The organism is Bradyrhizobium sp. 159 (genome assembly GCF_023073795.1).
Classification (GTDB): Bacteria; Pseudomonadota; Alphaproteobacteria; order Rhizobiales; family Xanthobacteraceae; genus Bradyrhizobium.
In genome coordinates this window covers 27,008-40,714 of sequence record NZ_JADPKE010000009.1, presented here as the reverse complement: position 1 = coordinate 40,714, position 13,707 = coordinate 27,008, and the positions used below count along the sequence as shown (strand labels likewise).

General features: G+C 65.0%; 16 protein-coding genes and 1 riboswitch. Of the genes, 7 read left to right on the top strand and 9 right to left on the bottom strand.

Annotated features, from left to right (window positions below; genetic code table 11):
* Positions 1 to 191: 191 nt before the first annotated feature.
* Both IVA96_RS01905 and IVA96_RS01900 read right to left on the bottom strand, forming a co-directional pair.
* On the bottom strand, positions 192 to 962 hold the full coding sequence (locus IVA96_RS01905) for an anti-sigma factor (protein ID WP_247415171.1): 771 nt from the start codon (positions 960 to 962) through the stop codon (positions 192 to 194).
* Between the two features lie 103 nt (positions 963 to 1,065).
* Positions 1,066 to 1,554 (bottom strand): sigma-70 family RNA polymerase sigma factor, encoded by a 489-nt coding sequence (locus IVA96_RS01900; protein ID WP_247415169.1) that lies wholly within the window; start codon positions 1,552 to 1,554, stop codon positions 1,066 to 1,068.
* Between the two features lie 170 nt (positions 1,555 to 1,724).
* Between IVA96_RS01900 and fabI the strand changes: the two genes are divergently transcribed.
* From fabI to IVA96_RS01880, 4 genes are all read left to right on the top strand, one after another.
* Complete coding sequence (gene fabI / locus IVA96_RS01895; RefSeq protein WP_247303219.1) at positions 1,725 to 2,540, top strand: enoyl-ACP reductase FabI; 816 nt, start codon at positions 1,725 to 1,727, stop codon at positions 2,538 to 2,540.
* A 12-nt stretch (positions 2,541 to 2,552) separates the two neighbouring features.
* A complete protein-coding gene (locus tag IVA96_RS01890; protein WP_247415167.1) occupies positions 2,553 to 3,152 on the top strand; it encodes a histidine phosphatase family protein in 600 nt (199 codons plus the stop codon).
* Between the two features lie 176 nt (positions 3,153 to 3,328).
* Positions 3,329 to 4,417 carry a chorismate synthase gene (aroC, locus tag IVA96_RS01885; RefSeq protein ID WP_247415165.1) on the top strand — a complete coding sequence of 363 codons (1,089 nt, stop codon included), beginning with the start codon at positions 3,329 to 3,331 and terminating at the stop codon, positions 4,415 to 4,417.
* A 112-nt stretch (positions 4,418 to 4,529) separates the two neighbouring features.
* Positions 4,530 to 5,720, top strand: coding sequence for an adenylate/guanylate cyclase domain-containing protein (locus IVA96_RS01880; RefSeq protein WP_247415163.1), 1,191 nt, complete (start codon positions 4,530 to 4,532; stop codon positions 5,718 to 5,720).
* Between the two features lie 3 nt (positions 5,721 to 5,723).
* On the opposite strand, the gene clpS is transcribed toward IVA96_RS01880, so the two are convergent.
* Genes clpS through IVA96_RS01855 form a run of 5 tightly spaced genes read right to left on the bottom strand, consistent with a single transcriptional unit; the run spans position 5,724 to position 8,466 of the window.
* A complete protein-coding gene (gene clpS, locus IVA96_RS01875) occupies positions 5,724 to 6,029 on the bottom strand; it encodes an ATP-dependent Clp protease adapter ClpS (protein WP_247415161.1) in 306 nt (101 codons plus the stop codon).
* 43 nt (positions 6,030 to 6,072) lie between these two features.
* The gene (locus IVA96_RS01870) at positions 6,073 to 6,414 is read right to left on the bottom strand and encodes a DUF190 domain-containing protein (protein ID WP_247415159.1); all 342 of its coding nucleotides are present in this window, start codon (positions 6,412 to 6,414) and stop codon (positions 6,073 to 6,075) included.
* A 2-nt stretch (positions 6,415 to 6,416) separates the two neighbouring features.
* Positions 6,417 to 6,845, bottom strand: coding sequence for a fluoride efflux transporter CrcB (gene crcB, locus IVA96_RS01865; RefSeq protein ID WP_247415157.1), 429 nt, complete (start codon positions 6,843 to 6,845; stop codon positions 6,417 to 6,419).
* 6 nt (positions 6,846 to 6,851) lie between these two features.
* Positions 6,852 to 7,241 carry a fluoride efflux transporter CrcB gene (gene crcB / locus IVA96_RS01860; RefSeq protein WP_247415156.1) on the bottom strand — a complete coding sequence of 130 codons (390 nt, stop codon included), beginning with the start codon at positions 7,239 to 7,241 and terminating at the stop codon, positions 6,852 to 6,854.
* 19 nt (positions 7,242 to 7,260) lie between these two features.
* On the bottom strand, positions 7,261 to 8,466 hold the full coding sequence (locus IVA96_RS01855; protein WP_247415154.1) for an MFS transporter: 1,206 nt from the start codon (positions 8,464 to 8,466) through the stop codon (positions 7,261 to 7,263).
* 115 nt (positions 8,467 to 8,581) lie between these two features.
* Positions 8,582 to 8,659, bottom strand: a riboswitch (Fluoride riboswitch).
* 327 nt (positions 8,660 to 8,986) lie between these two features.
* Between IVA96_RS01855 and IVA96_RS01850 the strand changes: the two genes are divergently transcribed.
* The 3 genes from IVA96_RS01850 to IVA96_RS01840 all read left to right on the top strand — a co-directional run bounded on the left by IVA96_RS01850 (position 8,987) and on the right by IVA96_RS01840 (position 11,627).
* Positions 8,987 to 9,850, top strand: a complete 864-nt coding sequence (locus tag IVA96_RS01850; protein WP_247279190.1) for a DUF1194 domain-containing protein — start codon at positions 8,987 to 8,989, stop codon at positions 9,848 to 9,850.
* A 171-nt stretch (positions 9,851 to 10,021) separates the two neighbouring features.
* On the top strand, positions 10,022 to 10,657 hold the full coding sequence (locus tag IVA96_RS01845; RefSeq protein WP_247279191.1) for a hypothetical protein: 636 nt from the start codon (positions 10,022 to 10,024) through the stop codon (positions 10,655 to 10,657).
* A gap of 370 nt (positions 10,658 to 11,027) precedes the next feature.
* Positions 11,028 to 11,627 (top strand): hypothetical protein, encoded by a 600-nt coding sequence (locus IVA96_RS01840; protein ID WP_247415151.1) that lies wholly within the window; start codon positions 11,028 to 11,030, stop codon positions 11,625 to 11,627.
* Positions 11,628 to 11,721: 94 nt separating this feature from the next.
* Here the strand turns inward: IVA96_RS01840 and IVA96_RS01835 are convergent, their stop codons facing one another.
* Both IVA96_RS01835 and IVA96_RS01830 read right to left on the bottom strand, forming a co-directional pair.
* Positions 11,722 to 12,969 (bottom strand): methyltransferase, encoded by a 1,248-nt coding sequence (locus IVA96_RS01835; RefSeq protein WP_247415150.1) that lies wholly within the window; start codon positions 12,967 to 12,969, stop codon positions 11,722 to 11,724.
* Positions 12,962 to 13,696, bottom strand: coding sequence for a TlyA family RNA methyltransferase (locus IVA96_RS01830; RefSeq protein ID WP_247415149.1), 735 nt, complete (start codon positions 13,694 to 13,696; stop codon positions 12,962 to 12,964). The genes IVA96_RS01835 and IVA96_RS01830 overlap by 8 nt, the downstream gene beginning before the upstream one ends.
* Positions 13,697 to 13,707 lie beyond the last annotated feature (11 nt).

The window sequence follows — 13,707 nt, the reverse complement described above, 5'->3', positions numbered from 1 at the left end:
CGACAAAAAGGTGCGGCCTCGAGAGGGGGACCAGCGCGGTACCAAAAACCCCAATCGAGGCCGCCCGCGTCGATCGGCGGATCGAACGCTGCGCATTTTCGCGTGATCATCCGGTGCGATAATGAGACGCGCCGATGTCGTGATTCCAAATTTTCAATGACGGAATCGAGGCACCCGTTTGCTCGGGTTGTCTACCTGCCGTTCTTCTCGGCTTGGTCGTACACGGCCTGGGCCACCTTGGTCAGCCGGTCACGGTCGGTACCGCCGCTGACGACGTAGCCAACCCCACGTTCGGCCCAGAACAGCGCACCGTCCTTATCCGTCTTGGCATAGCGCATCTGCGTCGCGCCGTTCTCGGTCTTGGCGGCGTAGATCGTGTACCGCTCGCCCGAGGCGCCTTCATACATCAGGAACGACGCCGGACCGTTCGGGCCCGGCAAGAGCCGGCCGCCGACGAGCTTCAGCCCGCTCGCCTCCAGGTTCGGAGCGAACACAGTCCAGCCGCAGCGCCGTGTCAGCCAAGCCTGGAGGTGGTCACGCTCGTTGCCGCCGACCTCGACAGGGTGGCGGACCTCGACGACGTAGAGGCGGTGGGCGTCGAGCGCGTCGGCCGTGAAGCTCTGGAAAGTCGAGGGCGCGTTGGCGGCGCCATGCGCCACCCACCCGGCCATGCCGCCGGCAACGAAGGCAACCAGCACAGCCGCGGCGGCGCCATAGAGCCATTGCCGGGGGCGGCGCTCCAGCCGCTCAAGCTCCAGTCGTGCCGGCACCGGCTCGTGGGCGACGGAATCGTAGCGGGCGTGCAGCATCTCGGCCATGGCGCGCCACGACTGCACACGCTCGGCCTCGTCAGGGTTGGCGGCAAGCCAGGCCTCGACATCGGCGCGACGTTCGGCCGGCAGCTCGCCGTCGACATAGGCGTGCAGCTCGTCTTCGGTCACCGGGATCTTGCGATCGTTCATATCGGTTGTCTCTGGCTCTGGGGCCCAAAATGTTCTTCGTGGCTCAAAGTCGCTCGCTCCATCGGCGTGTGGGCGGACAACACGCGATGCATCAACTCTGCCATCATTTCACCCGCCTGAGCGCCGGGCGCTGGCCGTTCAGCGAGGCTTTGACGTGGGCGCGGGCGCGCGCCAGGCGCGACATCACGGTGCCGATCGGCACGCCCTGGATGTCGGCGACCTCGCGATAGCTCATGCCCTCCAGCATCACCAGCAGCAGCACCGAACGCTGCTCCTCGACGAGGGTGGCCAGCGCCTTCTCGATATCGCGCCCTTCGGCCTCGGTCCCGCTGGCGTCCGGGTTGTTTTCCGTCAGCGGCATCAATTGCGGACGCCTCGCCAGTGAGCGCCGCCGGTTCTTGTTGAGGTTGGTCAGGATCGTGTAGAGCCAGCTCCTGACGTCGCCTCCGAGGAACAAGCGCTCGGAGCGCAGCGCGCGCACCAACGTATCCTGCACCAGATCGTCGGCCGCATCCCCGTCGCGCGTGAGCGCGCGGGCATAGCGGCGCAACGCCGGGATCATGGCTTCCACACTCTGGCGAAACGCATTCATTGCGGTTTTCACGTCCCGGTGTCCGGCGCGAGCGCCTCAACGATCATAACACCCGAATGAAACGGCTATTCCGGCGCTCGAAACAGCGTAAACGCCGTGTATTAGGACTGTACCGCGAAGGAGGGCTGGTGTACCTCCAGACCTTAACCCGCTCGATGGGACGTTGAGAAATGGCGCAGAATTCAGGTCTGATGCAGGGCAAACGGGGCGTGATCCTCGGCGTTGCCAACAACCGCTCGATCGCCTGGGGCATCGCCAAGGCATGCCGCGCGGCCGGTGCCGAGCTCGCCTTCACCTATCAGGGCGATGCGCTGAAGAAGCGCGTCGAGCCGCTCGCCGCGGAGGTCGGCGGTCTCGTGCTCGGCCATTGCGACGTCACCGACGCTGCCACCATCGACGCCGCCTTCGCGGTGCTGAAGGAGAAATGGGGCAAGATCGACTTCCTGGTGCACGCGATCGCCTATGGCGAGCAGCTCGATGGCCGCTATGTCGACACCACGCAGGAGAATTTTTCGAAGTCGATGCTGATCTCCTGCTACTCATTCACCGCGGTGGCGCAGCGCGCCGAGAAGCTGATGACGGACGGCGGCTCGCTCATCACGCTCAGCTATTACGGTGCCGAGAAATGGATGCCGCATTACAACGTCATGGGCGTGGCCAAGGCCGCGCTGGAAGCCAGCGTGCGCTATCTCGCCGCCGATCTCGGCGAGAAGAACATCCGCGTCAACGCGATCTCGGCAGGTCCCATCAAGACGCTCGCCGCGTCCGGCATCGGCGATTTCCGCTATATCCTGAAGTGGAACGAGTACAACGCACCGATGCGGCGCAACGTTTCGACCGAAGATGTCGGTGGCAGCGCGCTGTATTTCCTCTCCGACTTGTCGCGCGGCGTGACCGGCGAGGTTCACCACGTCGATTCCGGCTATCACGTGCTCGGCATGAAGCGCCCGGACGCGCCTGATATCTCGCTGGGTGGCAAGGACTAACTTTCAGCGGCAATGCCCGTGCCTACGATCTACTTTCTTCGCCACGGCGAGACCGAGTGGAACGCGCTCGGGCGGCTTCAGGGCACCCAGGACGTCCCGCTGAACGCACGTGGCCGCAGCCAGGCCGTGCACGCGGCTGACGTTCTGGCCGATCTGTTCAGGCGCGACGGCAAGGACAAGTCGGCGCTGCCCTACGTCTCGAGCCCGCTCGGGCGTGCGCGCCAGACCATGGAACTGGTCCGCCGCAAGCTTGAATTGCCGCTCACCGATTACTCGCTCGACGACCGCCTGCGGGAGATTGGCTACGGCACGTGGGAGGGGCTGACACTGGCCGAAAGCGAGGCCTCCGATCCCGATGTCTATGCAAGGCGCCTCGCCGACAAATGGACGGTCGCGCCCGCTGGCGGCGAGACCTATGCGGCCGTACAGCTGCGCGTCCTCGATTGGTACGAGTCGCTTCTGGTCGATACCGTCGCGGTCGCTCATGGCGGCACCTGCCGGGCCCTGATGGTGGCTTTGGGCATCGAGACCCCCGCCAGCGCGGCCGATCTCTATATCCAGCAGGGCGCCGTCTACGTGTTCCGCGGCGGCCGGCTGGAGAAGTTCAGTTAGGCGAGATTTTCGTCATTCCGGGGCGCCCGAAGGGCGAACCCGGAATCTCGCGATTCCGGGTTCGATGCTCTGCATTGCCCCGGAATAACGGAACTAGGGTTGCATGCCGTGGCCCTCGGGGCTACGACGTTGACATACAACGTTTATATAAAACTAAGCACAGGCGACAGCCAAGCATGTCCTTCAACACCTTCGGCCACATGTTCCGTGTCACCACCTTCGGCGAGAGCCACGGGGTGGCGATCGGCTGCGTAGTCGACGGCTGTCCTCCCATGATCCCGCTCAGCGAGAGCGACATCCAGGGCGACCTCGACCGCCGCCGGCCCGGCCAGTCGCGCTTCACCACCCAGCGCCAGGAGCCGGACCACGTGAAAATCCTGTCCGGCGTGATGGCGCATCCAGAGACCGGCGTGCAGGTGACGACGGGCACCCCGATCGGGCTCCTGATCGAGAACACCGACCAGCGCTCGAAGGACTATTCCGAGATCAAGGACAAGTTTCGGCCCGGTCATGCCGACTTCACCTATGAGGCGAAGTACGGCCTGCGCGACTATCGCGGTGGCGGGCGCTCCTCGGCGCGCGAGACCGCGACGCGCGTTGCCGCCGGTGCGATCGCGCGAAAAGTGCTGCCCGACGTCAGGGTGCGCGGCGCGCTGGTGCAGATGGGCCCGCACAAGATCGACCGCACCAAATGGGACTGGGACGAGATCGGGAAAAATCCGTTCTTCTGTCCCGACAAGGACAAGGCGACCTTCTTCGAGACCTATCTCGACGGCATCCGCAAGAGCGGCTCCTCGATCGGCGCGGTGATCGAGGTTGTCGCCGAAGGCGTGCCAGCGGGCCTTGGCGCGCCGATCTATGCCAAGCTCGACTCCGATCTGGCGGCCGCGATGATGACCATCAACGCCGTGAAAGGCGTCGAGATCGGCGCCGGCTTTGGCGCGGCCGAGCTCGCCGGCGAGGAGAACGCCGACGAGATGCGCACCGGCAACGACGGCACGCGCTTTCTCTCCAACCATGCCGGCGGCGTTCTGGGCGGCATCTCCACCGGACAGCCGGTGGTGGTGCGCTTCGCAGTGAAGCCGACCTCGTCGATCCTCCAGCCGCGTCTCACGGTCGATCGCAAGGGCGCTGATACCGAGATCTTCACGAAGGGCCGCCATGACCCCTGCGTCGGCATCCGTGCCGTCCCCGTCGGTGAGGCCATGATGGCCTGCGTGCTGGCCGATCACTTTTTGCGCGATCGCGGGCAGGTGGGACGCTAGTTTTTCACCTCTCCCCGACGGGTAGAGGTGAACGCCGCCGCCGGCGTTCGTGTCGCAGCACTAGCTTTCCGCGCAGCTTGACGGGCCCACAACTTCGTCCGCAAATGCGGACATGAACAGCTCCGAGCTCCAGCGCATTACCAACTGGCTGATCGACGGCGCTTGGTCGTCGCAAGAGCCGGCCGAGATGATCGCCGATTTCTGCGAACGTCTGGTCGCGGCCGGCCTGCCGCTGTGGCGGTTCGGTATCTTCATCCGCACGCTGCATCCGGAAATCTTCGGTCGCAACTTCATATGGCGGCAGGACGAGGAGGTCGAAATCGGCAGCGTCGATTTCGATATTCTGGACACGCCAGAATTCGCCCGCAGCCCGCTCCGCATCGTGTTCGAGCAGGGGCTGGAGGTCAGGGGACGCGCGAGCGATCCCGACAGCAAGCGATTTCCGTTCCTCGACGACATGCGTGCCGAAGGCGCGACCGACTACATCGCGGTGCCGGTGCCGTTTCTCGATGGCTCCATCCACGCGACGAGCTGGGTCACGCAGCATCCCGGCGGCTTCAGCGACGACGACATCGCGGCGATCCGAACCATCATAGCGCCGCTGGCGCGCGTCAGCGAGATCATCAGCCTGCGCCGCACCGCCGAGATGCTGCTCGATACCTATGTCGGCAACCGCGCCGGCGCGCGCATTCTCGGGGGCCAGATCCGCCGTGGCCACACCGACACCATGCAGGCGGTGATCTGGCTCTCGGACCTGCGCGGCTTCACCGCGCTGTCGGACCGGCTGCCGGCCGAGACGGTGGTCGCGATCCTCAACCATTATTTCGACTGCCAGGTCACCGCGATCCGGGGGTATGGCGGCGAGGTGCTGAAGTTCATGGGCGACGGCCTGCTCGCGGTGTTTCCGATCGATGAATATGTCGGCGACGCCGCCCATGTCTGCGCGCGCGTGCTGGAGGCCGCGCGCGAAGCGCGCGCCAGCGTGGAGTCGCTCGCGTTTCCGGTCGGGGATGCCGTCGAGCGCTTCCGTTTCGGCGTCGCGCTGCACGTCGGCAACATCCTCTACGGCAATATCGGCGGCGGCAACCGGCTGGACTTCACCTGCATTGGCCCCGCCGTCAATCTCGCGGCCCGGCTGGAGAAGATCACGGGGCGCCTGGGGCGGACTGTCGTCGCCTCGGAGGGTTTTGCCAATATCTGCCACCACGACTGGCACGAGCTCGGCGAATTTCCGATCGCAGGATTTTCAAAGGCGCAGCGCGTGTACGGGTTGGCAGAAGAAACGCATGCGCTGGTGAGCTGAGCCTTATTCCTCCGGCTCAGTGGTGAACAGCAGCGGATAGCCCTTGGCGCGTCCGGCATCGGTGGCGCGCGTCGCCTTGGTCTCGGCGACGTCCCTGGTGAACACTGCGACGACGCAAGCGCCCAGCTTGTGGGCGGTGATCATCACCTTGTAGGCCTGATCCTCGGTCATGCGGAACTCGGCCTTGAGCACCATCGTGACGAATTCGCGCGGCGTGTAGTCGTCATTGATCAGGATGACCTTGTGCAGCCGTGGTCGCTCGACCTTGGTCTTCGTCCTGGTTTTCGGTGTGGTAACGGTGTCGTTCATTCCGCCTCCCGGACACGGCGGGCTCGGGTTCCTGCTGGAGCGATCAGCTCGCGACCTTCGCACCATATTGCAGGACTTGCACCTTCTCCAAGGTGATCAGCCCGCTCGACATCATGCCATCCAGGATGGGCAGGAATGCGTTGATGTTGTCCTCGCTGTCGACGATCTCGATCAGCAGCGGCAGGTCTTCGGAAAGTCGCAGGATCTTCGACGTGTGCAGCCGGCTCGACTTGCCGAAGCCCATCGGACCGCGCAGCACGGTGGCGCCGGCGAGGTGCCGCTCGCGCGCCGTCATCACGATTGCTTCATAGAGCGGCTTGCCGTCGAAATGGTCGCTCTCGCCGATGAAGATCCGGAGCGAAACTGCCTGAGCGGGGACTTGCATGGTCAGCTCCTTGTCAAGCGGTTGGTGCGGCTCGCCATCATATGCCCGAGCCATGCCGACACCAGCCAGCAGACGACGGACGCCGCGACATAGGCAAGTGCCGTGTATTTCATGCCGCCGTGGACCAAGCGGAAGGTCTCCAGGCTGAACGCCGAGAACGTGGTGTAGCCGCCGCAAAACCCGGTCATGACGAACTGCCGGTGCTCGGGCCGCGCCAGCACGCGGCCATCGGGACCGGTCAGCGTGGCGTAGAAGCCGATGATCAGCGATCCCGTCGCGTTGATGAACAGCGTGGCGAAGGGAAAGCCCGGCCCGGTGTCGAGCGCGAGACCGACGAGATAGCGGGTCAGCCCGCCGACGATGCTGCCGGCGGCAACCCAGGCGTAGAGTATCGCGCTACGCCAGCGATCGGCGGAGGAGGGGACGGTCATGTGCTGCTATCCTCCAAGACTGTCCGCAAGGAGAAAGCCGCAACTAACGGCGGCGAGGCACAGCCCGACCGAGAACACGACATTGCCGAGTGCGTGCATTGGCTCGCCGCTCCGCGCCAGCGTCAGGGTTTGCAGGCTGAACGAGGACACTGTGGTGTAGCAGCCGAGAAAGCCGGTCACCGCGAACAGCCAAGGGTTGGGCGTGGCGAACACCGAGCCGGGATGGGCCGCGAGCGCCCCAAGAATGCCGATCAGGAAGGCGCCGGTGACGTTGATCGTCATGGTACCCCACGGAAACGTCTCGCCCAGCCGCCGCGCGATCGCACCGGACACGAAATAGCGCGCGCAGCCGCCGAGCACGCTCCCGATCATGATCGCAAGCACTCCACTCAGCACGACGAAAAGCTCCCCGTCATCATTTCTGCTCCGCTGCCAGACCGTTGCCGACGGCAAGCAGTCCTATGAGCGAGATCAGCGCAAAGCCGAGCCCTGCCAGAAACGTGCCTGCCGGACCATAGGCATCCCACAACGCGCCGGCGATCACGCTCGTGGCCAGCAGTGCCAGACCCGTGAACAGGTTGAAATAGCCGAACGCGGTGCCGCGCAGGCTCGGCGGCGCGGCGTCGGCGACGAGGGCCGAGAGCAGGCCTTGCGTCAATCCCATATGCAGCCCCCACAGCACGACGCCCAGCGCGAGGCCTGCAAGGCTCGGGAGCAGTGCCAGCGCGAGGTCGGCGCCGGCAAGGAAGACCAGGCCGAGCGCCAGCAGGCCGGTCCGGTTGATCCGGTCCGACAGCACGCCGGCCGGATAGGCCGAAAGCGCATAAGCGACGTTCATCAGCACCAGCACCGCCGGCACCCACATCGCATTGAGCCCGATGTTCTGTGCGCGCAGGATCAGGAAGGCCTCGCTGAAGCGCGCGAGCGTGAAGACGATGCCGACCGCGACGACGCGCCAGTAGACGGATCCGAGCTGCCGCATCGCGGCAAGATTGAGCGGGTTCTTCGCAGGCTCCCGGCTCGGATCCGCCGGCTCGTGCACGGCAAGTGCGATCAGTCCAAAGGACAGGAAGGCCGGCAGCACCGCAACCCAGAACACGATCGTAAAATTGTCCGCCGTCCACCACATCAGGCCGATGGCCGCGAGCGGCCCGACGAAGGCACCGATCGTGTCGAGCGATTGTCGCAGGCCAAAGCTCGCGCCGCGCAGGCCGATGGGAGCGATGTCGGCGATCAGGGCATCGCGCGGCGCGCCGCGAATGCCCTTGCCGACGCGATCGATGAAGCGCGCCGCCACCAGCCACCCGACGCTCGACGCGAGCGGAAACAGCGGCTTGGTGAAGGCGGCTAGCCCATAGCCGAGCGCGGCGAGCAGCTTGCGCCGACCGAGCCAGTCCGACAGGGCGCCGGAGAAGATTTTCGTGATCGAGGCGGTCGCCTCGGCAATGCCCTCGATGAAACCGACCGTGAGCGTGGAGGCGCCGAGCACGGTGACGAGATAGACCGGCAGCAGCGCATGGATCATCTCGGAGGAGATGTCCATTAGCATCGAGACGAAGCCGAGCACCCAGATTCCCCTGGGCAGTGAGGCGCGCTCAGCATTCGGTGTCGTCGTCGTCACGTCTTCGCCTTCTCCTGCCCTGGCTTGCTGGCCTTCGTCACCAGGCAACAAAAAACCCGCCATCGGCGGGTTGGTCCATGCTCCCACCAAAGGCGGAGGCCTAAAGATTGCCCCACCTCAAGCAGGAGTCATCAGCCCACTACGATCATCGACCGCCGGGCGGTTGTCGGGGGACTCCATCCCCATCTGTGCGTCCAGCCTAGCATGGAAATTGCGCCGGACAAGTGGGCGGGAAGTGTCCCTACACACCACATCATTACACCTGTCATTCCAAGGATCGCGAACCAAGGCTCGCGAGCGAGACCCCGGAATCTCGACATTCCGGGCTCGGCTCTGCGAGGCGCCCCGGAGTGACGGTGCGTATGTGATCGCTGGTGTTCCGGCGGCGCGAGCGCGGCAACAGCGCGGCAGCTTTGCGTTGGGCCGATCCTAACTCGAATGTGAAGCGCAAGCGATCTTCGCACTTTGCGGCAAGGCGATTGCATGTCACCATCGCGTCATACGACGGGAGACTGGTGCGATGCGCTTGCTGTTCTCGATCGGGGCTGTACTGGTGGCCGGCGTGCTTGCCGGAGGGGACGTCGCGGGCATCGCGGCGCCAGGACCAAAATTCGAGCTGCCCGAGAACCAGGCGCAGCGGCCGGTTGCCGACAAGGATGCGCAGGCGGTCGACGTCGAACTGATCCTCGCCGTCGACGTGTCCTACTCCATGGACATGGACGAGCTCGCGATCCAGCGCGAAGGCTACGCGCAGGCAATCCAGTCGAAGGAATTCCTCCAGGCACTGAAGCTCGGTCCGAACGGCCGCATCGCCGTGACCTATTTCGAGTGGGCCGCTTCCAGCGACCAGAAGATCATCATCCCCTGGCGGCTGGTCGACGGCCCCGAGACCGCGGATGCGGTCGCCGCCGAGATCATGAAGACGCCGATCCGGCGCGCCTCGCGCACCTCGATCTCCGGCGCGATCACATTCGCGATGCCGCTGTTCGACGAGGATCCCTACCGGGGCTTGCGTCGCGTGATCGACATTTCCGGCGACGGCCCCAACAACAATGGCGGCCCGGTCACGGTGGCGCGCGATGCCGCGCTGGAGAAGGGCATCGTCATCAACGGTCTGCCGATCATGGTCAAGGAGCCGTCCTATTCGACCATGGATATCGACAATCTCGATTTCTACTACGAGGACTGCGTCATCGGCGGTCCCGGCTCTTTCGTCATCACGATCAAGGACCGCGACAAGTTCAAGGAAGCGATCCGCACCAAGCTGCTGATGGAGGTCGCCGGCCGCAGGCCGGAGCGCCCCGTGATGCGGGTTGCGGACAAGGAGCCGCGCGTCAATTGCATGATCGGCGAGAAGATCTGGTCGGACCGCTGGGGCCGCTAATAGCGCGATTGGGACCTTTCGCCTCATCCCACCCGACGGTTGAATTTAACCGCTCGTTAACCGGCACATGGCCCTAATCCGATTGTTTCAGTTCGTTCCCGATTGCTGTTTTGACCCTGCTGTCGGGCGCGATCGAGAGCGGGTTCGTCGAACCCGTCCACCGAGCAGACTATGGCCATCGTCACGTCGAGCAGCAGCCAGATTTCGCCCGCCAATGAGCGAGTCTTTCACCAGAGCAAGTTGCTCGGTGAATGGAAGGGCAATTGGGTCGGCAACAACCAGCCCGTCGGCTTCAAGGTCGTGAACATCCGCGGTGCCCGGGCGCAGGTCGAGTACACCCATAACGGGCAAACCGAGCGGGGCTTTGCCGAGGTCAATGGCTCGCTGATCACCTTTGGCGGGGTCACGGTGGGCACCAAGGACGGTAAGAGCATGGTGCTGTTGTTCTCGGCGGGCGGCGCTGGCAAGCAGACCGCCAATCTCGAGAAGCAGGAACCGCCGGCTTCCGACAGCCGCCTCATGGGAAGCTGGGGCGGCTATTCCAGCGATAACGGCAAGAGCGCGAGCTTCAAGGTGCTCTCGGTCAACGGCAAAGAAGCCCAGGTCAGCGTCACCACCGACGGCGTCACCCGCCAGGGCACCGGCACCGTCTACAAGAACGTCATCATGTTCGGGCAGGCGCAGATCGCAACCGACGACGGACAGAATGGCAAGGTCATCTATCAGGTCGGCACAAAATCTTTCATGGTGCCGGTGACGAAATATCCGCCGGCGGACTCCTCGTCTTCGGTCGACAAGACCGCCTGAAAGCTGCCTCTCACCATTTCGGTGGCCGCTCCACGAACGTCCTCAAGCCCCCTTGCGCCTCATCCTGTAGAGGCATCCCGCGACGTGGGTCCGCTCGTTACGTGCGTACGTGCGGCCGCGAGCTCGGCATAGCCCGACGTCGTAGTCGGAGGAGGGATGCACGTTACCCCACGCGCGTGAGCCGCCGAGCACCACGGCCTGAACGCCCGGTACCTCCGCAAGAATGGGTGTCAGGCGGGGTGAGCAAGGGATCGGCGAACATCAGGTGCAACTCTCCGGGAGCCCCGCGCCGTGACGTCGGCCGGATCGCTCCGCTGGCATTGGTCATGTTCGACGAGTATAATTTGCAAAACTCTTGACGGTCATCTGAATGTTCAACCTCGCAGCTTCATGTGCACTTGCAACTCTCGCAGTGCTCTGCCTGACCGGCGCACCGGCTCATGCGCAAGTTGCGCCGCTGAGATATTGGATCCCCGGCGGGCCTTTCGGCCTCAGTGGAGGTGCCGGCCAGAGCTCCGATACTTACGGCGGCTTCTCAAGCTTCAATGCCGGCGATGCGGGGTGGCGCACCAGCTATGCGAATGGTTTCTTTGTTGGCAGCGAGCGCGGCAATTTTGGTTTGAGCGGCTTCAACCAGGCCGGCTCGGCCGGCAATTTCAGCGCGCTGTCCTATGACAGCACGCAGTTCGGCTACGCCACCAAAGCGGCAGGTGGTTTGCCTGTCACGTTCTTCGCCGGTTTCGACACCTTGAAGTACGGCAACGGCATCGGCAGCTCGCTGGCGCCGCTCACCTCCAACGCCGCACCCGGTTATGGTGCGTTCGCGGGTGTCGAGTTCAAGCCGACCCCCAATCTCAGCCTGTCGTTCGGCGCCGGTTTCAGCCAGCAGCAATCGGGACGCATGGACAGCGACATCAACTCCTCGATGCTCCCCGGCGAGTCGCCCGCATTGGGCGGCCTGCGGCGCTAGAGCATGATCCGGAAAAGTGCGCAGCGGTTTTCCGAAAAGATCATGCTCAAAACAAGACCTAAAGCGCGGCGATTTATCCTGCTCTCATTGCGCTTTAGCGCGTAAACCGCGCAACCAGCTCCACATGCGGCGTGTGCCGGAATTGGTCGACCGGCACCACCGCGTCCAGCCGGTAGCCGCCGTCGATCAGCAGTCGCGCATCGCGGGCAAAGGTCGCGACGTTGCAGGACACGGCGATCACGATGGGCACCTTGCTTGCGGCGAGCTTCAGCGCCTGGGCCTGCGCGCCCTGGCGCGGTGGATCGAACACCACCGCGTCGAAGTCGCGCAGCTCCTGCGGTACTAGGGCGCGGCGGAACAGGTCGCGTGGCTGGGCTTTGATTGGCTTCAGGCCGGGCGTGCGCGCCGCTTTCGCGAGCGCGGCGATCGCGCCGGCGTCGCTGTCATAGGCGGTGACGCGCGCCTTCTCGGCCAGCCTCAACGCGAACGGCCCGACGCCGCAGAAGAGGTCGAGAACCTCCTTGGCCTTGCCGACGCGCTCGGCGACGAGCGCGGCCAGCGTCTCTTCGCCCACCACCGTCGCCTGCAGGAACGAGCCCGGCGGCAGCGTCACCTCCGCGCGGCCCATCTTCACCGTGGGCGGCAGGCGTTGCAGCACCAGCTCGCCATGCCGGGTCAGCCGTGCCAAGCGGTGCTGCTCGGCGACGCGCGACAGCGCCGTGACCAGCGGCGTCGGCAGCCGGCCGGAGCCGCGCACGTCGACGTCGAGGCCGTTGGCCGTGGCGGTGACCTGGATGTCGAGCGGTTTCGTCACGGGCATCTTGGACGTCAGCGGCTCGGCGAGCGCCCAGGCGGCATCGAGCGCGCCGGCGAGCGCGGGATCGAGGATGGGGCAGCGATGGATCGGAATGACGTCGTGCGAGCTCGTCGCGGAGAAGCCGACCTTGAGGATGTCATGCGTGCCGAACCGGCCGTGCAGCGTGATGCGTCTGCGGCCGGCGCCGTGCGCATCGACCAGCGGCGCCACTTCGCATTCCACGCCCGCCTGCGCCAGCGTCTCGACCACAATGCCGCGCTTCCAGGCGCGATAGGGCTCAGCCGCCCAATGCTGGATGGCGCAGCCGCCGCAGACGCCGAAATGCGGACAGAACGGCTCGATGCGCTCGGGGCTTGCGACGTCCACCGCGAGCAGCTTGCGGCGATCGGGATGATGGCCTGCGGCATGATCGACCTCGACGGTCTCGCCTCGAAGCGTATAGGGCACATAGATCGCTTCGCCCGTCGCCAGCGAGACGCCATCGCCGCGATGGCCGATATGATCGATCGTCAGGCGCTCAACCACGCCGCGCGCCCAGGAAGAATTCGATGTTGCCGTCACCGCCCGTGATCGATGACGGAAACACCTCGATGTCGGTGCAGCCGAGCGAGGCCGCGAACGCTGCGATGTCGTCACAGATCTCCCGGTGCACGGTGGTGTCGCGGATGATGCCTTTCTTGTTGTGCTTCCGGTCGGCCTCGAATTGGGGCTTGATCAGCGCCAGCAGGCTCATGGGCGCCGCTGCCAGCGACAGCGCCACCGGCAGCACCGCCTTGAGCGAAATGAAGCTGACGTCGATGACGACGATATCGGGCCGCGCCGGCAGGCGCTTGCCTTCGTAGGACCGAATGTCGGTCTCCTCCATCGACACGATCTTGGGATGATCGCGCAGCGAGGGATGCAACTGGCTGGTGCCGACGTCGATGGCGAACACTAGGCTGGCCCCGTTCGCCAGCAGCACCTCGGTGAAGCCGCCGGTGGAGGCGCCGACGTCGAGGCAGACATGGTCCTCGATTTCAATCGGGTAATGCTCCAGCGCGCCGGCGAGCTTGACGCCGCCGCGGGAAACATAGGGGTGGGCCGGCTCGGCCTGGATCACCGCGTCCTCGGCGATCGTCTCCGATGGTTTGGTCACCTGCTTGTCGTCGGCCGTGACCAGCCCGGCCTCGATCGCCGCGCGCGCCCGCGCCCGGCTTTCGAACAAGCCGCGCTCGACCAGCAATACGTCCGCGCGCTTGCGGGGAGTGGACATTACGCTCTCAT